This window comes from Mycobacterium sp. E2989, assembly GCF_001667595.1.
Lineage (GTDB): Bacteria > Actinomycetota > Actinomycetes > Mycobacteriales > Mycobacteriaceae > Mycobacterium.
In genome coordinates, this window is the sequence record NZ_LZJX01000028.1 from 24,438 (window position 1) to 42,235 (window position 17,798).

The 17,798-nt window shown below is 67.4% G+C and carries 20 protein-coding genes; 10 read left to right on the forward strand and 10 right to left on the reverse strand.

The window, feature by feature from the left end:
• The first annotated feature begins 2 nt into the window (after window positions 1–2).
• Together A5680_RS06890 and A5680_RS06895 are read left to right on the forward strand one after the other, a co-directional pair.
• Complete coding sequence (locus tag A5680_RS06890; protein ID WP_067817561.1) at window positions 3–488, forward strand: NUDIX domain-containing protein; 486 nt, start codon at window positions 3–5, stop codon at window positions 486–488.
• 42 nt (window positions 489–530) lie between these two features.
• Window positions 531–1,790 carry a cytochrome P450 gene (locus tag A5680_RS06895; RefSeq protein WP_067817564.1) on the forward strand — a complete coding sequence of 420 codons (1,260 nt, stop codon included), beginning with the start codon at window positions 531–533 and terminating at the stop codon, window positions 1,788–1,790.
• Window position 1,791: 1 nt separating this feature from the next.
• Here the strand turns inward: A5680_RS06895 and A5680_RS06900 are convergent, their stop codons facing one another.
• Complete coding sequence (locus A5680_RS06900; RefSeq protein ID WP_067817567.1) at window positions 1,792–2,160, reverse strand: hypothetical protein; 369 nt, start codon at window positions 2,158–2,160, stop codon at window positions 1,792–1,794.
• A 115-nt stretch (window positions 2,161–2,275) separates the two neighbouring features.
• Between A5680_RS06900 and A5680_RS06905 the strand changes: the two genes are divergently transcribed.
• The gene (locus tag A5680_RS06905) at window positions 2,276–2,809 is read left to right on the forward strand and encodes a DinB family protein (RefSeq protein ID WP_197499736.1); all 534 of its coding nucleotides are present in this window, start codon (window positions 2,276–2,278) and stop codon (window positions 2,807–2,809) included.
• A 107-nt stretch (window positions 2,810–2,916) separates the two neighbouring features.
• The gene (locus tag A5680_RS06910; protein WP_055403517.1) at window positions 2,917–3,207 is read left to right on the forward strand and encodes a hypothetical protein; all 291 of its coding nucleotides are present in this window, start codon (window positions 2,917–2,919) and stop codon (window positions 3,205–3,207) included.
• Here A5680_RS06910 and A5680_RS06915 read toward each other — a convergent pair.
• Window positions 3,204–3,983 (reverse strand): alpha/beta hydrolase, encoded by a 780-nt coding sequence (locus A5680_RS06915; RefSeq protein ID WP_055403516.1) that lies wholly within the window; start codon window positions 3,981–3,983, stop codon window positions 3,204–3,206. The genes A5680_RS06910 and A5680_RS06915 overlap by 4 nt on opposite strands.
• A 61-nt stretch (window positions 3,984–4,044) precedes the next feature.
• Window positions 4,045–5,115 carry an ATP-dependent DNA ligase gene (locus A5680_RS06920; protein ID WP_055403515.1) on the reverse strand — a complete coding sequence of 357 codons (1,071 nt, stop codon included), beginning with the start codon at window positions 5,113–5,115 and terminating at the stop codon, window positions 4,045–4,047.
• 26 nt (window positions 5,116–5,141) lie between these two features.
• Here A5680_RS06920 and ligD point away from each other — a divergent pair, with 26 nt between their 5' ends.
• Together ligD and A5680_RS06930 are read left to right on the forward strand one after the other, a co-directional pair.
• Entirely contained in the window at window positions 5,142–6,176 is a 1,035-nt protein-coding gene (gene ligD, locus A5680_RS06925; RefSeq protein WP_067817570.1) for a non-homologous end-joining DNA ligase, read from the forward strand.
• A gap of 918 nt (window positions 6,177–7,094) precedes the next feature.
• The gene (locus A5680_RS06930) at window positions 7,095–9,089 is read left to right on the forward strand and encodes a glycoside hydrolase family 172 protein (protein WP_067817621.1); all 1,995 of its coding nucleotides are present in this window, start codon (window positions 7,095–7,097) and stop codon (window positions 9,087–9,089) included.
• On the opposite strand, the gene A5680_RS06935 is transcribed toward A5680_RS06930, so the two are convergent.
• Both A5680_RS06935 and A5680_RS06940 read right to left on the reverse strand, forming a co-directional pair.
• Entirely contained in the window at window positions 9,076–9,834 is a 759-nt protein-coding gene (locus A5680_RS06935; RefSeq protein ID WP_055403180.1) for a rhomboid-like protein, read from the reverse strand. The genes A5680_RS06930 and A5680_RS06935 overlap by 14 nt on opposite strands.
• Window positions 9,834–11,150, reverse strand: coding sequence for a diaminopimelate decarboxylase (locus A5680_RS06940; protein WP_055403170.1), 1,317 nt, complete (start codon window positions 11,148–11,150; stop codon window positions 9,834–9,836). The genes A5680_RS06935 and A5680_RS06940 overlap by 1 nt, the downstream gene beginning before the upstream one ends.
• 207 nt (window positions 11,151–11,357) lie before the next feature.
• Here A5680_RS06940 and A5680_RS06945 point away from each other — a divergent pair, with 207 nt between their 5' ends.
• Entirely contained in the window at window positions 11,358–12,191 is an 834-nt protein-coding gene (locus tag A5680_RS06945) for a mycofactocin-coupled SDR family oxidoreductase (RefSeq protein ID WP_055403179.1), read from the forward strand.
• Between the two features lie 8 nt (window positions 12,192–12,199).
• Entirely contained in the window at window positions 12,200–13,402 is a 1,203-nt protein-coding gene (locus A5680_RS06950; protein ID WP_067817573.1) for a cytochrome P450, read from the forward strand.
• 6 nt (window positions 13,403–13,408) lie between these two features.
• Here the strand turns inward: A5680_RS06950 and A5680_RS06955 are convergent, their stop codons facing one another.
• Window positions 13,409–13,972 (reverse strand): TetR/AcrR family transcriptional regulator, encoded by a 564-nt coding sequence (locus A5680_RS06955; protein ID WP_369808533.1) that lies wholly within the window; start codon window positions 13,970–13,972, stop codon window positions 13,409–13,411.
• Between the two features lie 110 nt (window positions 13,973–14,082).
• Between A5680_RS06955 and A5680_RS06960 the strand changes: the two genes are divergently transcribed.
• Entirely contained in the window at window positions 14,083–14,469 is a 387-nt protein-coding gene (locus A5680_RS06960) for a PPOX class F420-dependent oxidoreductase (protein WP_055403177.1), read from the forward strand.
• Here the strand turns inward: A5680_RS06960 and A5680_RS06965 are convergent.
• The 4 genes from A5680_RS06965 to A5680_RS06980 are packed head-to-tail and all read right to left on the reverse strand — an operon-like array spanning window position 14,453 to window position 17,537.
• Window positions 14,453–15,616, reverse strand: coding sequence for a zinc-binding dehydrogenase (locus A5680_RS06965; RefSeq protein ID WP_067817576.1), 1,164 nt, complete (start codon window positions 15,614–15,616; stop codon window positions 14,453–14,455). The genes A5680_RS06960 and A5680_RS06965 overlap by 17 nt on opposite strands.
• A gap of 29 nt (window positions 15,617–15,645) precedes the next feature.
• Entirely contained in the window at window positions 15,646–16,632 is a 987-nt protein-coding gene (locus A5680_RS06970) for an SDR family NAD(P)-dependent oxidoreductase (RefSeq protein ID WP_055403167.1), read from the reverse strand.
• Window positions 16,633–16,659: 27 nt separating this feature from the next.
• On the reverse strand, window positions 16,660–17,367 hold the full coding sequence (locus A5680_RS06975; RefSeq protein ID WP_082970288.1) for a cutinase family protein: 708 nt from the start codon (window positions 17,365–17,367) through the stop codon (window positions 16,660–16,662).
• On the reverse strand, window positions 17,364–17,537 hold the full coding sequence (locus A5680_RS06980; RefSeq protein ID WP_055403166.1) for a CsbD family protein: 174 nt from the start codon (window positions 17,535–17,537) through the stop codon (window positions 17,364–17,366). The genes A5680_RS06975 and A5680_RS06980 overlap by 4 nt, the downstream gene beginning before the upstream one ends.
• Window positions 17,538–17,588: 51 nt before the next feature.
• Between A5680_RS06980 and A5680_RS25980 the strand changes: the two genes are divergently transcribed.
• Window positions 17,589–17,750, forward strand: a complete 162-nt coding sequence (locus A5680_RS25980) for a hypothetical protein (RefSeq protein WP_197499737.1) — start codon at window positions 17,589–17,591, stop codon at window positions 17,748–17,750.
• The last annotated feature ends 48 nt before the right edge of the window (window positions 17,751–17,798 follow it).

Genomic DNA, 17,798 nt, shown 5'->3' on the forward strand with positions numbered 1-17,798 from the left:
GAATGCCGAAGCGCAGTGCCGGTGTGCTGTTGTACCGCGTCCGTGACGGCGTCGTCGAAGTGCTGATCGCGCATCCGGGCGGCCCGTTCTGGGCGCGGAAGGACGACGGGGCCTGGTCGATTCCCAAGGGGGAATACGCGGAGGGGGAGGACCCCTGGGCCGCGGCGCAACGCGAATTCGCCGAGGAGCTCGGGCTTTCGGTACCACCCGGCGCCCGGCTGGATCTCGGTGAGCTGAAACAGTCTGGCGGCAAAGTGGTTTCCGCCTTCGCCGTCGGCGCTGACCTCGACGTCACCGACGCGCGCAGCAACACCTTCGAACTGGAGTGGCCGAAGGGTTCGGGCAGGTTGCGGGAGTATCCGGAAGTCGATCGGGTGGGCTGGTTTTCGGTGACCCAGGCGCGGGTCAAGCTGCTGAAGGGTCAACTCGGATTCCTGGATCGCCTGATGGCGGATCCGGCGTTGGCGGGACTGGCGGACGGCGCGTAGCGCTCTCCCCCGGTCCGCCGCCGGGACGGGCAGAATGGCCCCATGACGACCGCCCCTCCCGAGCAGGCCGAATCCCAGGGGCTGCTGCTGCAGCTGCTGGACCCAGCCGTCCGGGTCGACCCGTACCCGCTGTTCGCCCGTTTCCGCGAGCGCGGCGCCGTCCAGCTGGCCGACGGCAACCTGGCCGTCTTGTCGAGCTACCGCGACTGCGACGAGGCGCTGCGGCACCCGTCGTCGAGCAGCGATCGGCTCAAGTCGACGGCCGCCCGCCGCCAAATCGAGGCGCAGACGCGGGAACTGATCAAGGCCGGGGCGCGGGTGCCCGCGCCGATCCCGCCGGGTTTTCTGTTCCTCGATCCGCCGGATCACACCCGGTTGCGCAAGCTGGTCAGCAAGGCGTTCGCACCCAAGGTGATCAGCGCGCTGCGCCCCGAAATCGCCTCTCTCGTAGACGGATTGCTCGAGCGCATCGCCGAGCGAGGACGGTTCGAGGTGGTGCAGGACTTCGCCTATCCGCTTCCCGTGGCGGTCATTTGCCGCCTGCTCGGCGTTCCGCTCGAGGACGAGCCGCAGTTCGGCCGGGTGTCCGCGCTGCTGGCGCAATCACTCGATCCGTTCGTCGCCTTCACCGGAGCGCCGTCGGACAACCTGAAAGAACGGATGGACGCCGGAATCTGGTTGCGCGCATATCTGCACGGTCTGATCGAGCGGCGACGGTCGCGGCCGGGTGACGACCTGATGTCCGGGCTGATCGCGGTGGAGGAATCCGGCGACCAGCTGACGGAGGAGGAGATCGTCTCCACCTGTGTGCTGCTGCTGGTCGCAGGCCACGAGACCACGGTGAACCTGATCGGCAACGCCATTCTGGCCATGCTGCGCGAACCGGCCCAGTGGGCCGCCCTCGGCGCCGAGCCCGCCCGCGCCGCGGCCGTGATCGAGGAGACGCTGCGCTTCGACCCGCCGGTGCAGATGATCGCCCGGACGGCCGCCGCCGACATGACAATTGGCGGGACGGAAGTTCCCGCGGGCGACATCATGATGCTGTTGACGGCCGCCGCCCAGCGCGATCCGGCCGAGTTCGACCGGCCCGACGTCTTCGACCCCGACCGACCGGCGCTGCGGCACTTGGGGTTTGGCCGGGGAGCCCACTACTGCCTGGGCGCACCGCTGGCCCGACTGGAAGCCGGCGTCGCCCTGTCGGCGATCACGGCCCGCTTCCCGGCCGCGCGGCTGGACGGGGACCCGCACTACAAGACCAACGTCACGCTGCGCGGGTTGTCGCAACTTTGTGTCGCGGTCTAGTTCAGTCGCGTTCCCAGGGTGGGCGCTCGCCCATCTTCGTGTAGTACTTGGCGAGGTGGCTCTTGACCCGGTCGACGTCCGTCTTCGGCAGGTCGACGCCGCCGCGCGCACCATCCATGATGGCGCCCGCCGCCATCACCCCGCGCGGCACCGCCTTGAGGTCGCCACCGATGACATCGGCGATCAACAGCTTGTACGCGGTGAAGTTGCCCTTCTTTTCGCCGTCGAACCAGACGTGGGCGTCGCGGTACTTCTGATTCGGCGCGTCCTCGGCCCCGGCCCACTTGCGGACCCGCTTTTCGGCGGCGTCACCGTCCCACTTGCGGTCGCGATCGGCCAACGGCAGGTCCTGGAAAGCTGTCACGGACATGTACGTTCGCGTGCCCGCCGACGGCGGGTGTTAAACGTGCGGGTCGTGTTCGCATCCCGGTGCGACGGATGGCCGATGATGGAGGTGTTCGCGTCACTACTCGCCGGGGCAAGGTATGCCACAACCGATCGATCGCGCGGCCATCGCCGCCGAACTCGAGCGGGTGCGCGTCGATTTCCGGCACCTGATCCAGCTTGCCGACGACCAGGATTGGACCAAAGCAACAAAGGGCACCAGGTGGAGCAATGAGGAGCTGCTGTTTCATATGGTGTTCGGATACATGGTGGTGCAGCGCCTGCTCCTGCTGGTCCGCGTGTTCGGCCGGCTCCCCGATTCGCTTAGCCGCGGTTACGCACGCCTCCTGAATTCGGTGACGCCCGCGTTCGACAAGATCAACTTCTACGGATCGCGTTTTGCTGCCCGCGTCTACAACCGAAAGCGGATGGCCGCCAAGTTGGACCGGGTGATCGATTCGCTGCAACGTTCGTTACATCGGGCACCGGAGGACGCCCTGCGGCGCGGCATGCACTTTCCCGGCAAATGGGATCCCTACTTTCACGACTACATGACGCTGGCGGACGTATACCGCTACCCCGGTCATCACTATGACCATCATCGGCGGCAGCTGACGCTGACGAAACTGGTCTAGAGCCGGGGCGGCACCGTCCCGAATTTCCGGTAGTAAACGACGTCGAAGAAGCGGTAGCGTCGTTGGTGCAGGCTGGGTGTCGACGGTATTCGTGACGGGAGACAACCATGAAGCGTGGCGTCGTCGGAGGATTGGCCGCCCTGCTGGTGGCCGCCGGGTCGATCACCTCGGCGCCGCCGGCGAGCGCCGGCTGCCTGTACGGGGGGCCCGTTCTGAGCAAGTGCGATGGACCCGTTCAGCCGGACGGCAGCTGGCAACGGTGCGTCGCGGTTACCCGCTTGGTTCCCAACGGCGCCAGCTCGTACCTGGTGCCCGATAAGCGTTGCGATGTAATGGGTCCCGACCAGCGCCCCGCGGATCTGGCCTTCGCCGACCCGCCGAATCACATCGACGGCTAAGCGAACACCTGGTTCCTGGCAATCCAGTCATCGATCACCCCCATGGTGGCGGGCAGCGCCGCGCCCGAAAACACCATGTGGTCGGAAGCGGGTATCTCGACCGACGAACCGCGTTGATACCGGGCCGCGGTCCGGCGCACGACTCCGGCTGGCACGATGCGATCGCACTCGCCCCCTATCACCATCACCGGACCGGTGACCGTCGCGAAATCGACGACGGTGGCCTTGGAACGCTTTGTCACCGCCACGGCCATCTCGCAAAACGCTCGCCCGGATTCGCAAACCAAGCCGTCATATATCTCGCGGGCGACGACGTCGGTCTGGGTGTTGGCGATCCATTGCCGACACCGCTCCAGTGGCGGGGGATATATCGGCTTGGACCAGGGGCGCGCCCGCAACAACGACGGCAGCGACATGCGCACGTTCGTCGGAGTCGTGCCAAGGATTCCCGCAACCGAGGCGGGACATGCCGCCACCAGCCCGGCGTGGCGCGTGCGCGCCGCTACCACCTGCGCCAGTAGGCCGCCCATCGAATGACCGATGAGAAGCGGTGGGGAGTCCAGCGAATTGACGAAGGACACCAAGTCGTCGGTGTAGTCGCGAAGGCTCAGCGACGCGATCTGTTCGGCGCCCTCGTGCAAGGGCAGCTCGTGATGGCGCAGGGTCGGTGTGTGGGCCCGGTAGCCTAATTCTTCGAACGCGGTGCGGGCAGGGGTCAGCTGCTCACCCCTGCTCCACGCGCCGTGGATGAGAACGACGTGCTTCGTGCCGGGCATGAAGCCAAGAATGACAGTCGAACCGCCCGACGGTGGCGCATTGGCGCGACGAGTGAGCCCGCTAGCCCGCTCCCAGGCCGGGCACGATGTCGCCGAGGCTGAAGGTGACCGGCTGTTCGAGCTGTTCGTATGTGCAGGAGCGGGGCTCGCGGTCGGGGCGCCACCGGTTGAACTGCGCGGTATGCCGAAAGCGCCGGCCTTCCATGTGGTCGTAGCGAACCTCGACCACGCGCTCGGGTCGCAGCGGCACGAACGAAAGGTCCTTCCCGGCGTTCCAGCGGGAGAATTCGTTCTTGCGCGGCGTTCGTTCACCCGCTTCGTGGGCGGCCCAATTCCACGGATGCCCGTCGAAATCGGTGACCAGCGGCTGCAATTCGGTGAACAGGCGCCTTCGCTCGGCCATCGGGAAGGCGCCGATCACCCCGACGGAGGCGAGCTGGCCGTCGTCTTGGTAGAGCCCGAGCAGCAGCGAGCCGATCGCGTCGCCGCCTGACTTGTGCACGCGATAACCGGCGACCACGCAGTCGGCGGTGCGCTCGTGCTTGATCTTGAACATGACCCGCTTGTCGGGCTGGTAGGTCACCGTCAGCGGCTTGGCGACGACACCGTCGAGGCCGGCGCCCTCGAATTCGTCGAACCAACGCTGCGCGAGCTCGATGTCGGTGGTGGCCGGCGTGACATGGATCGACGGGCCCGAGCCCGCCAACGCATCGACGAGTGCGGCGCGCCGCTCGGTGAACGGTCGCCGCGTGTAATCGTCGTCCCCCAGGGCGAGTAAGTCGAACGCGATGAACGACGCGGGCGTCGCCTCGGCGAGCATGCGCACCCGCGAATCCGCCGGGTGGATCCGCTGTTGTAGGGCCTCGAAATCCAGGCCGTGGTCGGTGGCGATGACGATCTCCCCGTCGATGACGCAGCGCTGGGGCAGCTCAGCCCGCGCCGCGGCAACCAGCTCGGGGAAATAGCGCGTCATCGGCCGCTCGTTGCGACTGCCCAGCTCCACTTCGTCGCGATCACGGAAACAGATGGACCTGAATCCGTCCCATTTGGGTTCGTACGACGCTTCCGGCGGGATCGACCGCACCGACTTGGCCAGCATTGGCGACACCGGGGGCATGACAGGTAAGTCCATAGCCCGATTGTGCTGGAATCGTTGGTATGGCAGCTGCAGAGGAGCTCGACGTCGACGGTGTTGCGGTGCGCCTGACCAACCCGGACAAGGTCTATTTCCCCAAGTTGGGCGCAAAAGGGACCAAGCGACGGCTAGTCGAGTACTACCTCGCGGTCGCGGGCGGCCCGATGCTGGACGCGCTGCGCGACCGGCCGACCCATTTGCAGCGCTTCCCCGACGGCGTCGACGGCGAGGAGATCTACCAGAAGCGGATTCCGCAGCATCATCCCGACTATCTACAGACCTGCCGGGTCACCTTCCCCTCGGGACGCACCGCCGACGCGCTGAAGGTGACGCACCCGTCGGCCATCGTGTGGGCGGCACAAATGGGCACCGTCACGTTGCACCCGTGGCAGGTTCGCTGCCCGGACACCGACCATCCCGACGAATTGCGCATCGATCTGGATCCGCAACCCGGCGTCGGCTTCGAGCAGGCGCGCACGGTCGCGGTGGACGTGTTGCGACCGCTGCTCGACGAGCTCGGCCTGGTGGGGTACGCCAAGACATCGGGCGGCCGCGGCATCCATGTCTTTCTGCGGATCGCGACCGACTGGGATTTCATCGAGGTGCGCCGCGCCGGCATCGCCCTGGCCCGCGAGGTAGAGCGGCGCGCGCCCGAGGCCGTCACCACGTCGTGGTGGAAAGAAGAGCGTGGCGAGCGCATCTTCATCGACTTCAATCAGAACGCCCGGGACCGCACGATGGCGTCGGCATACTCGGTGCGGCGCACCCCGATCGCGACGGTATCGACGCCGCTGACGTGGGACGAGCTGGCCGGGGCCGAACCGGACGACTACACCATGGCGACGGTTCCCGACCTGGTGAAGGGCCGCGAGGATCCTTGGGCGGCAATGGATGACGTGGCGCAGTCGATCGCGCCGTTGCTGGAGATGGCCCAGGCGGACGAAGAGCGCGGCCTTGGCGACCTGCCCTATCCACCGAACTACCCGAAGATGCCGGGTGAACCCAAACGCGTTCAGCCCAGCCGGGATACGGACCTCAAGGGAGACAAGGCCACGTGAGATCGTCGCTGTCCGGCCGCCGATGACCCGGCGTTATGGGGCCACAGAAACCGTTGTGGCACAGGCGTTCTGGGCGGCCCCCTAGCCGAGAGAGCCGTACGCTACTGGCACGTCATGCAACCGCGTTGCAATCAGCAGGCCAAATCGTGAGCCGTACCGAGTAGGACGTGCCAGTAGCGCAACCCCGAAAACCGGAGGCGCTCCTACGGCACGCAGACAGCAGGCGGTAGGCATTCGATGGTGACGGGGAAAGTGCAGCCCGACGCCCCCAAAGCGGTGGCGGCCAGGACTAGTCCGAGGACAACTTTGTACTTCAAACGAGACATGCCCACTCCGTTCGTCGAGAAGAAATGTTTCGCCCGAGGAGCGTTATGTTACGTGAGTGCAATGCGGAATACCATGTGATTCAGCAAAATTGCGCCGGTTTACGTTATCGCCTTGGCCGTAGCCGGCTGGCTCCGCCGAGCCGCACAGAAGGCCGCCCTAAGCGCGATTTGCATTCATCCCGGAATATCTTCCGCGCGCGCGTTGGGCGCGATAGTATGGAACGGCGCACGAACGGACCTGCATTTCTGACAATGCAGGGCGATGCGAAATGTGCTCGGGGGAAACGATATTCGGGCCAGCCGCTTAGAAAGCGGCTGATACTCGCCTCTCCCGATTTTGTCATGGCCATTGCGAGCCCGTCTGCTGGGCGCGTAGCCTTTGCTGAGGAGCAACTCGAACGCGCCGCGGGATCCGCTCGTGCCAGCTCCGAACCGCGATGCGCGAACTGCCAACACCTTGAATGCATTTCGGACCGCCGGGCCATTCTGCACGCGTGATTATCGGGTTCCAAACCTGGTCAACCCGGCCTAGAAAGTAAGCTTCGTTGTCATGTCGGTGGCTCCTCGTGCATGGCTCGCGGCCGCCGTCGTCATGCTGCTGACGGTGGCGGGCGTCGCCACCGCGGCGGCCACTCCCGCTGAGCCGCCCGGCGACGGTCCGGAGGGAAGGCTGATCGGCTGGGACACCTACCGCCGGCTGGACCGGCTACCGTATCTGCGCACCGACACCCAGGCCCTCCAGCTGTCCAGCTTCGATCGCAGCGGCGGTGATTTCGACCTCTCCACGGGAAATCGCAACGGGACCGGGGGGTGCCTGGCGTCCGGCGGCGCCGGCTGTGTCGTCGCGGAGGATCACGGTGCGGGCGAGGTGGATTCGATCTGGTTCACCCGCGACGGCGGCGACGTGACCCGAATCGGGAACATCCGCATCGAATTGGATGGACGGACGGTGATCGACGCCCCCTTGCAGTCCGTGGTCGACGGGGCGCTGGGCGCACCGTTCGAATGGCCGCTGGTGGCCAACGCGGCGCAGTCGCCGGGCGGGGTGTACATCAAGGTTCCGATGCCCTACCGGCTTTCGATGCGGATCAGCGTGGCAGCGCATCTGGAGTACTACCACGTCGACTATCGCCAATTCTCCTCGGCCGAGGGCATCTCCACCTTCTCCCTCGCCGACCCCGCGCTGGACGTCCTAGCCACACTGCGCGCCGCGGGCACCGCTGACCCCAAACCGGCGGCGCCCGCGGCGGTTCACGACGATCGCGCCGTCGAGATTCCCGCCGGGGGCGGGGTGAGTATCGCGGAACCGACCGGCCCGGGCAGCATCTCGGAGCTACGCGTGCGACTGCCCCAACCGGCGGATCAACTCCTCGGCGGCCTGCGGCTGCAGCTGGATTTCGACGGGCGGACCATGGTCGACTCCCCCCTCGGGGAGTTCTTCGGCGCCGGATTGGGCACCGACACCGTGCGGGCGCTGATGTTCGCCGCGATCCCGCAAACCGGCGGACCGTTGTTGTTGTCCGCGTGGTGGCCCATGCCGTTCGCTCATGACGCCCGCATCTCGCTGGTGAACACCACCGGCGAACCCGTGGCGGGCATCGACACCGCGGTGACGTCCACTCCCGACGCCCAGTGGGCGTCCGCGCTGGCGAGCGGGCGGGCGGGGTATTTCACCGCCCGCTCGCACGCCGCGCCGACAATGCCGGGCCAGGATTGGCTGTTCGCCGACGAACCGGGCCACGGCAAGTTCGTCGGCGTCAGCCACACCATCCGGGGATCCCGGATCAAGACCGCGTTCAGCGACGGTGCCCCTTACTTTCTCGAAGGCGCCGAGCGGGTGTACACCGACGGCGCCGCGTCGCCCCAGTGGTATGGCACCGGCACCGAAGACCTCTACGAGGGCGGCTGGTATTTCAAGGACGGCACCCGCTTCAGCGACCCGCTCACCGGCCAGCCCGATCGGCGCACGGCGACCGACGGCTGCGCGGATTACTGCGTTGCCGTCTACCGGCTGATGCTTGCCGACGCCGTCGATTACCGTTCTGCGATCCGTTTCGGCATCGAGCACGGCAAGCGCAACATGGTGCAACCGGACTACAGCTCAACCGCTTTCCTCTATACGCAACCCAACGACACTCTCGCTCAGGGCGACGACGTCCGTCCCGGTGACGCGGTCAGTCGACTTCTGCACGGCTACACCGACGCCGACGACACGGACCAGCTTTTGGTCAGCGACTACGAGGGCGCCGACGACACGCATCCGATCGTCGGGTCGGTCCGCGCCACCAACGCGCCGATCACGTTCCACCTGGAAACCGACCCGGACAACCGAGGTGTCCTGCTGCGTCGCACCTCGGATCAAGCCGATGGTTTCCAATCGGCGGACGTCGCCATCGACGGCGTCCCCGTCGGCAACTGGTTACAGCCGCGCGCCAACAACTTTCACCGCTGGCTCGACGACACGTACCTCTTGCCGCAATCGGTGACCGCGGGGAAAGCGCAGCTGACAATCACTTTGACGCCGGTGCCCGGCTCTCCGCCCTGGACGGCGAGCCGCTACCAGGTCGAGACGATCACGCAGCGGTAGAACGCATCACCCGACTGGCCAGGAGCGTGGCGATCAGCACCCCGGTCAGCCCGGCGGCGGGCGCCACCGACGACGACCAGCCCGACAGAACGAAATAGCCGAAGGCGGCGCCAACGACGAGCAACGCCGCATGCACGGGCGTCCAGCGCGCGATCGAGGGCAAGCGGAGCGACAAGCCCATGCCGAGGAGAAGCGCCAGCACGTGACCGAACGCCGTGAAGTCCGCGTCGGCCGTTGCCACCAATGCGATGCCGAGCCACCAACCGATCCAGGCCGGCCGCCAGCGCAACGGAATCGACGTGGTCAGGGCGCCGAGCACGCATACCGCGCCGTAGCTGATCCCGACGTCGGTGGCGCGCGCCACCGAGAACGGCAGCCATCCCGTCTCCACCGCGGCGACCAGACCCACCGCGACGATCGCGGTGGCGCCGATGTGCCCGACCGCGAACGTGATCAGCAAACCCCTTCCGCGCCAGATGAGTTCGCCCAGCGCCAGCAAGCACACCAGCCCCGGAAGCCATAGGTATACGTCGCCGCCGTCGCTGACGAACGCGCTACCCACCAAGGAACCCAAGTGGCCGTGCGCCAGGTTATGCAGGTTGGTGCTCATTTCCCGGACCACAGCGGCGCGCGTGTGGGCACCCAGTGCCGTCAGGGTGACCGAGACCGCCAGCAGCAGCACGGTGTACGCCGCCGTCACCCGCAATCGGTCGGCGCGGGGACGAACCTCCGTGCCGGACAGCATCATTGACCGGTCCAGCCGCGATCGCGGGCCAGCAGGTCGGCCACCGTTTCCCGGCGGACCAGTTCGCGAGGCGAGCCACCGGAGACCGCGACCAGCGGCGGGCGGCCGAGCAGACTGCGGCTGGATTCCGTCGAATGTTGATAGGCGCCGGTGCAGGCGACCGCCAGCAGGTCTCCCGGCCGGATGTCGGCGGGCAACTCGATGCCGCGGGCGATCTCGTCGCCGACACCATGCCGGCCCACCACGGTGACCGGTGCGGTCGCGGTCGGGCGGTGGCGATTTGCCAGCGCCACCGTGTATTTCACACCTCGGCTTGCCGCTTGGGGCATGTCGCCCGTGCCGCCGTCCACCGCGACGAACGTGTGCCCGCCGGGCTGGCGCTTGACGGCGATGACCCGGCACAGGGTGATTCCGGCGCGCGCGGCGATCGCCCGGCCCGGCTCGATCACGATCTTCGGGCGCGGAAAGTCGTGCTCCGCGCAGGCGGAATCAAGCGCCTCGTCGATGGTGGACCCGAGCGACCGCAGGTTTAGCTCCGCGTCGCCGGACAGGTAGGGGATCGCGTGCCCGCCACCGAGGTTGAGTTCGCTGAGCACCACGCGATGACGGTCGCGGACCTCGGCCATCAGGCCGATCGTCTGCCGGATTGCGTCGCCATAGACCGCGGGGTCGGTGAGCTGCGAGCCGAGCCGGAATTGGAGCCCCACCAGGTCCAGCCACGGCTGATCCAGCACACGCCGAAGCGCACCGGCCGCCTGGCCCCCCGATAGCGCGAAGCCGAATTTCTGGTCCATGGCCCCGACGTCGGGGATGACCCCCAACAGGACGCGCTGCGGATGACGCACCCGGCAGGCGAGCAGCGAGACCTCGCTCGGTGTGTCGATGACGATCCGCCCGACGCCGGCCGCGACCGCGTCGTACAACTCGGCCGCCGTGATCACGCCGTCCAGGACGATGCGCGACGGCGGGACGTCGGCGGCCAGCGCGGTGGCCAGCTCGCCGGCCGAGCAGACGTTCACGCCGGCCCCTTCGTCCGCGGCCCACCGGGCCACGTCCACGCTCAACAAGGCCTTGGCGGCGTAGATCAGCTCGGCGTCGGGGAGCGTGGCGCGATAGCAGCGGATGCGGGCCCGGAAATCCTCCTCGTCCACCACGTAGGTGGGGGTGCCGAACTCGGCGGCGATGTCGTCGGCGGCCACGTCGCCCACACAGAGCCGGCCCAGGTCGTCGACGTAGGCGCTCAGCGGCCAGATCGCACGATCGAGGTGCGGGTTCTGCCCGTGCCTCAGCGATGGCAGCAGCTCGAAGAGCGTCATGCCTCCACGGTGCCGGGCCGATCGCGGGCGTGCCGCGTTCTTAACGAAGCTTTCACACCCGGGCCGCAAATCTTCACAGGTTTGGAACACGGGGCGCGATCGAGGCGCTTCGCGGCGGCGTCTTGACTAGCTCCTCTCCGCGCTGCTAGACATGGGTGCGCCGGGAAATTGGGCGATCGCCCAAATTGGCTGCGCATGGAGGTGGCGATGGGCCGGATGGATGGCAAGGTCGCATTCGTGACCGGTGCCGCGCGCGGGCAGGGCAGGAGTCACGCCGTTCGCCTGGCGCGGGAGGGCGCCGACATCATCGCCGTCGACATCTGCCGCAAGTTCGAGGCGTCACCCGCGGACGGCGCCACACCCGAAGACCTCGACGAGACCGCCGGCTTGGTCAAGGACGCCGGCGGCCGCGTCGTCACCGCCGAAGTGGACGTGCGCGATTTCGACGCATTGCGGGCCGCCGTCGACGGCGGCGTCGAACAGTTGGGGCGACTGGATGTCATCGTCGCCAACGCCGGCATCGGGACGACCGCGGGAAAGCTGCACAAGACCGATGAGGCGCTGTGGCAGGAGATGATCGACGTCAACCTCAGCGGCGTGTGGAAGACGGTAAAGGCCGGCGTCCCACACATCCTCAGCGGTGACCGCGGCGGCTCGGTAATCCTGACGTCGTCGGTGGCCGGGTTCAAGGCCTATCCGCACGTCGGCCACTACGTCGCGGCCAAGCACGGCGTGATCGGCCTGATGCGTTCCTTCGCAGTCGAATTGGGCCCACGAATGATCAGGGTCAACGCCGTCCTCCCGACCCACGTGAACTCGCCGCTGCTGATGAACGAGGCCACGTACCGCGCGTTCAGGCCGGAATTGGAAAACCCCGGACCCGAAGACCTCGCGCCGGTGTGCCAGAGCTTCCACTACCTGCCCATTCCCTGGGTGACGCCCGAGGACATCAGTAACGCCGTGCTGTTCCTGGCCTCCGACGAAGCCCGCTACATCACCGGCGTCGCGCTCCCGGTGGACGCCGGCAGCTGCCTGAAATAGAGGAAACCATGACCGTCGCCAACGATACCGATGTCTACTACGACCCCTATGACACCGGCATCATCGCCGACCCGTACCCGACCTACGCGCGGCTGCGCGAAGAGGCGCCCATCTACTACAACGAGCGCTACGACTTCTGGGCGCTGTCAAGGCATTCCGATGTCGATCGGGCGCTGGCCAACTGGGAGACGTTCTCCAACAGGCGCAGCGACATCCTCGAGCTCATCCAGTCGAAGTTCGACATGCCCGGCGGGGTGATGATGTTCCAGGATCCGCCCGAGCACACCAGGCTGCGCGGCCTGATGTCTCGCGTGTTCACCCCGCGCCGCATGGCCGAACTGGAAGACCAGATCCGGCGGTACTGCGTGCGGTGCCTGGATCCGCTCGTCGGGTCCGAGTCATTCGACATCATCGCCGAGCTCGCCTCCATGATGCCGATGCGGGTGATCGGCATGCTGTTGGGAATCCCGGAGTCCGAACAGGTCTCGGTGCGCGACGCCAACGACGCCAACCTGCGCACCAAGCCGGGGGCACCGATGAAGGTCGCCGACGCCGACGCGATCGCCGACGGCCGGATCTACGCCGACTATGTCGAGTGGCGGTCCAAGAACCCCTCCGACGACTTGATGACCACACTGCTCAACGTCGAGTTCGACGACGAGAACGGGGTGCACCGAAAGCTGACCCGCAAGGAGGTGCTGCACTACACGCAGGTGGTGGCCGGGGCGGGTAACGAGACGACCGGCCGGCTGATCGGCTGGTTGGCCAAGGTGCTCGCCGAGCATCCCGACCAGCGCCGAGCCGTCTACGAGGACAGGTCGCTGTTGACCCGGACCGTCGACGAGACGCTGCGATTCGAACCGACGGGTCCGCATGTCGCCCGTTGGATGGCAAAGGATTTCGAGTGCTACGGCACGACGGTTCCGGCCGGCAGCGCCATGCTGCTGCTGTTCGGCGCCGCCAATCGCGATCACCGCCGCTACACCGATCCCGACACCTACGACATCCGTCGCGACAACATCTCGCACATCACCTTCGGCAAGGGCGTGCACTACTGCCTCGGCGCCAACCTCGCTCGCCTGGAGGGCCGTGTGGCGCTGGATGAGATCCTCAACCGCTGGCCCGAGTGGGGGATCGACTACGACACGGCGCAATTGGCGTCGACCTCAACCGTGCGGGGCTGGGAACGGCTGCGAGTCGTGTTGCCCTGAAACGGGTTAACCCGGCCTTTCGAATCGGTCGATGACCCGGTTCACCAGCGCGACGGCCTCGAGGTGGCCGGTCGTGGCGCCCAGCGCCTGCTCCAGGATCAGCATGCGACCGACGGCGGCGATGATGACCGCGATGCCGGCAGGCGGGAAATCGGCCGTGTCCAGATCCTGTTCGCGGACGATGGAATCGAGCGCGGCGGTCTGCATCTCGCGCCACCGCTGGAACCACGCCGCGATCTCGGCCCTGATCTCCTTGCGATGATTGGCCAGTCCCATGAATTCCAGCAGCAGGCGGGTGTCCTTCGGCTCGATGAGCGTGCCCCAGAAGGCGTGCAGGGGGTGGTCCGAATCCAGCGCCCGTTGTTGGCGGTCCAAGTACGCGGCGGCGCCGCGCCGGAACACGTCGAGGTACAGCTCGTCCATGGTGGGGAAGTAGTAATGCACCAGGGCCGGTTTCACGCCGGCCTTTGCCGCCACCCGGCGCGAAGTCGCCGCCGCATAGCCCTCGTCGACCATGATCTGGATCGTTGCGTCGATGAGCAAGTCGCGGGTCGTCGAGTCCCTGGCCACCACCGGACCCTAAATTGGCCGGTCACCGGGAATCAACAACGCCCATGATTAGAAGATGCAGCGCCGGGGAACAGTTTGACCGAACATTTCAGAAAGTGAAGGATCACAGCGTGGCCGCCAGCTTCCGGGACATCATCCAGTCCAAGTACCTGCTCCTGACGACGTTCACCAAAGACGGCCGCCCAAAACCGACCGCGATCTGGGGTGTGCCAGAAGGCGACAAGCTTCTGGTCATCACCGACGACGGCTCGTGGAAGGTCAAACGGATCAACAACACGCCGCGGGTGACGATCGCCAGGAGCGGATCACTGGGCAAACCGAAGAGCGAGCCGGTCGAGGGCATCGCCCGGGTGCTGCCGAAGTCGGAGACCCGGCGGGTCTACAACGCCGTGCTCAAGCGGTACTGGTATCACGCCTGGTGGTTCTACGCGCACTCGATCGTTCGTGGTGGCATCGACAAGGTGCACGTCGGGCTGGAGATCAGCCCGGCCGCTTAGCGTCGCTCTTCGGGTCGATCAAAATCTTGGCGTGCGCCTCGGGGTCGGCGAGCGCATCGAACGCGGCGGCGACGCCGTCCAACCCGACCGTGCCCGTGATCAGCGGCGCCACGTCGACCTTGCCGTCGGCCAGCATGTGCAGGGTGTCGCGGAACTCGAGCGGCGTGTAGCCGAGCACGAACCGCAGGTCGATTTCTTTGTTGATCGCCATGGCCGGCCGGATGTGGTCGGCGCCCATGCAAACACCGACGACGACCACGCGCGAGAACAGCGGCGCGCGGGCGATGATGTCGTCGATGATGCCGGGCACGCCGACGCATTCGAAGACGACGGGGTGCTTGGGCGTCGCGGCGCCCGCAGCGTCGGCGGCGCGCCACAGGTGCCACCACGGCAGGCGCAGGCGCTGCAGCTTCTCGATCGTCCCGACCGCGAGGTCGAACGCCTCCAGGATGCCGTGCAGGTGTTTGCGTCCCGCCTCCGTCGCATAGGGCGAGTCCTGCGCGGGGTCGACGACGATATCGGCCCCGCACGCGGTGGCCAGGGCGCGGCGGCCGGGTGAGAAGTCACTGGCGATGACTGCGCGCACACCGTGCGACTTGAGCATGCAGATCACCGCGAGACCGATTGGCCCGCAACCGATGACGATCGCGACGTCGCGTTTGCTCACCTCGCCGCGCCGGACGGCGTGCCACCCGACGGCCATCGGTTCGGTCAGCGCGGCGATCGCCGGCGACAACCCGTTGGGCATGGCGAAGGTCAGCGACCGCTCGACGAGCAACTGCTCGGCGTAGGCGCCGGGCGCCATCGTCGAGAGCCCGATCCCGTGCACCTCCTTGCCGCGGCGCAGCAGCGGCAGGGCGACCACGGGCGTGCCGGGACGCGGGGCCTTGCGGGTGCCGGGGCCGTAATCGAGCACCTCGCCGCAGAATTCGTGGCCGAACACGACCTGCTGGTCCGACCGCATGAACGCGTCGTAACCGGACTCGGCCATCACGTCGGCGAGCTCGTCGCAGTGGCGGCGGGCGTGCAGGTCCGATCCGCAGATGCCACACCGCAGGACCTCGAGCAGCAGCTGGCCCTTGGCCGGAATCGGGGCTGGGAGGTCGGCGACGTCCAGCCGCGCGTTGGTGCAAGTCACGCTCTTCATCGGTCGGACCTCCTCACGCGGAGCGCGCCCTACGTCGCGGCCGCGCGGTAGGCCGCCAGGGTGTCCGCGACGGTTTCCTGCGGATCCCGGTACTTGATGCCGAGCTCGCGTTCGCTGGGCGAATCATCGGACGCCGGCATTTGCGTGTAGTACTGCATCCCGGCCCAGGTGAAGGGCGTCTCGAACGGCAGGAAGCGATTGGCGCGGTCCAGCACCGCGCCGGCGACGCGCAGCGCGGTGTCGGGGATGGGCACCGACAGCATGGGCGTGCCGGCGACCTCGCCGAGCAGCGTCGCCAACTCGGCCGCCGGGACCCGGTGGCCGCCGGCGGTGTAGCGGCGCGGCCCGCGGCCGGGCTCCAGCAGCGCCGCGTGCAGCGCGGCCAAATCGCGGACGTCGACGATCAACCAGGCGGCGCTTCGCCCCGGGATCGCGTGCATCTGCACGGCCGCCTTGACGCCCTCGCCGGCCTCACCGAACTGGTCGCCGACGGGCGGGCCGAGGACCATGCCGGGATAGGTGATGTTCACCGGCGCGCCGGCGTCCTGCAGCCCGCGGGCGTAGATCTCGACCTGCGCCTTGGAAGTTCCGTAGCCGTCGGCCCCGCCGACCACCGGCAGATCCGCCGTCAGCGTTTCCAGGTTCGGGTGGAACAGCGCCGTGAAGCTGGACACGTGAACGATCGGATCCAGTCCCAGCTCGACCGACTGGCCGAGGACGTTCTGGGCGCCCTGCATGTTGGTGGTGAGCATCTGCGTCGTCTGGCGCGGGTCGGTGGCCACCAACGCGGCGCTGTGCACGACGGCATCGCAGCCATCCAGCGCCTTGCGCACCGCCATGCGGTCGGTGATATCGGCGACGGCGAAGTCGGACACGTCCACGCCCAGCTTCGCCACGGATGTCTCCAGCTTGGCGGGGGTGCGCACCAGAAACCGGATGTCGTGCCCCGCATCGGCCACGGCCTTGGCCGTCCAGCCGCCGACGAACCCCGTGCCGCCTGTGATCAAAACGCGCATGGTGCGATCTTTGCAGGGCCGTCCGGCCTACAGATGACTGGAGGCGAAGTTGGCGGCCTGGTTGGTCATCCCGTTGGCCCCGTAGGAAACGTGCGCGGCGAAATCGTTACCGTTGCCGCTGCCGCACACGGGGTCGCCCTGGGCGCACAGCTCCAAGGTCTTGGGCTGATAGAGCGGGCCGATGGACAGCGGCGGTGCGTGATACTTCTGCAGGAAGTCGCCCGACGGCGTCCCGAAAAGGGTGACGGCGGCGACGTGGTTCGCTACGTCCGGAGGCATGGGCGCGGGCACCGCCGACGCCGGCACGCCGGGCGGGACCGCCGCCGACGTGACGTAGCCGGCCAGGGCCGCGCCCTGCGAGTATCCGCCGAGGACCTCGCGGGTGTTGGGGCAATTCTTGGCCGTCGCTTCGATGTGCGAGCTGGCATCGCGAATGCCGTCGACGACGGTCGCCGGGAAGCTCGGATTCGAAAAGTCCGTGCTGGCAGGGTAATTGACCGCGTACACGCCGAGCGAGCGGGACCCGAGCTGCGAACGCAGCGCGTCCACGAACGACCCGCCGATCCCGCCGACGCCGGGCGGCTCGCCCGACCCCCGGGCGAAGACGACCTCGACATCAGGGCAGGGTTCCGCCGACGCCGACGGGGAGGGAGCGCTCGACACCAGCGCACCGGCCACCAGGGCCGCCAACCCGGCGAGCACCGGCAGCCGGCGCCGCGCGGGGTGACCACTCACTTCTTGAACGCGTCCTTCACCTTTTCGCCGGCGTCCTTCAGGCTCGACTTGGCCTGATCCGCCCGACCCTCGTCCCTGGTCTCGTGGTCGCCGGTCGCCTTGCCGATGGCCTCCTTGGCCCGGCCACCAAGGTCCTCGATCTTGTTCTTCAGCTTGTCCTCGTTACTCATGCCGCTCTGGCTACCCCGCTAGGGGAGCTATTGAAACCCCACCCTGCCATCATGGACTTCGTGAGCACCGCGATCGTGGTGGCAATAGTGGTGGTGCTGATGCTGCTCGGCATCGGCATCGTGGTCAATCAACTGCTCCGGTTGCGCAATTATCTCGGGGATTCGCCCACGCCGCCGCCCGAGCCTCCCGACCCCCCGGCCCCGCCCGCGTAGCGCCGCGATGCCAAAACGTCCGCAGTGCCAGAGGGCGGACTGATAGCT

Excerpts from the sequence above, each read along its gene's own strand:
- A5680_RS06890 (WP_067817561.1), top strand. The coding sequence starts at position 3 with ATGCCGAAGCGCAGTGCCGGTGTGCTGTTGTACCGCGTCCGTGACGGC.
- A5680_RS06895 (WP_067817564.1), top strand. The coding sequence starts at position 531 with ATGACGACCGCCCCTCCCGAGCAGGCCGAATCCCAGGGGCTGCTGCTG.
- A5680_RS06900 (WP_067817567.1), bottom strand. The coding sequence starts at position 2,160 with ATGTCCGTGACAGCTTTCCAGGACCTGCCGTTGGCCGATCGCGACCGC.
- A5680_RS06905 (WP_197499736.1), top strand. The coding sequence starts at position 2,276 with ATGCCACAACCGATCGATCGCGCGGCCATCGCCGCCGAACTCGAGCGG.
- A5680_RS06910 (WP_055403517.1), top strand. The coding sequence starts at position 2,917 with ATGAAGCGTGGCGTCGTCGGAGGATTGGCCGCCCTGCTGGTGGCCGCC.
- A5680_RS06915 (WP_055403516.1), bottom strand. The coding sequence starts at position 3,983 with ATGCCCGGCACGAAGCACGTCGTTCTCATCCACGGCGCGTGGAGCAGG.
- A5680_RS06920 (WP_055403515.1), bottom strand. The coding sequence starts at position 5,115 with ATGGACTTACCTGTCATGCCCCCGGTGTCGCCAATGCTGGCCAAGTCG.
- ligD (WP_067817570.1), top strand. The coding sequence starts at position 5,142 with ATGGCAGCTGCAGAGGAGCTCGACGTCGACGGTGTTGCGGTGCGCCTG.
- A5680_RS06930 (WP_067817621.1), top strand. The coding sequence starts at position 7,095 with ATGCTGCTGACGGTGGCGGGCGTCGCCACCGCGGCGGCCACTCCCGCT.
- A5680_RS06935 (WP_055403180.1), bottom strand. The coding sequence starts at position 9,834 with ATGCTGTCCGGCACGGAGGTTCGTCCCCGCGCCGACCGATTGCGGGTG.
- A5680_RS06940 (WP_055403170.1), bottom strand. The coding sequence starts at position 11,150 with ATGACGCTCTTCGAGCTGCTGCCATCGCTGAGGCACGGGCAGAACCCG.
- A5680_RS06945 (WP_055403179.1), top strand. The coding sequence starts at position 11,358 with ATGGGCCGGATGGATGGCAAGGTCGCATTCGTGACCGGTGCCGCGCGC.
- A5680_RS06950 (WP_067817573.1), top strand. The coding sequence starts at position 12,200 with ATGACCGTCGCCAACGATACCGATGTCTACTACGACCCCTATGACACC.
- A5680_RS06965 (WP_067817576.1), bottom strand. The coding sequence starts at position 15,616 with ATGAAGAGCGTGACTTGCACCAACGCGCGGCTGGACGTCGCCGACCTC.
- A5680_RS06970 (WP_055403167.1), bottom strand. The coding sequence starts at position 16,632 with ATGCGCGTTTTGATCACAGGCGGCACGGGGTTCGTCGGCGGCTGGACG.
- A5680_RS06980 (WP_055403166.1), bottom strand. The coding sequence starts at position 17,537 with ATGAGTAACGAGGACAAGCTGAAGAACAAGATCGAGGACCTTGGTGGC.
- A5680_RS25980 (WP_197499737.1), top strand. The coding sequence starts at position 17,589 with ATGGACTTCGTGAGCACCGCGATCGTGGTGGCAATAGTGGTGGTGCTG.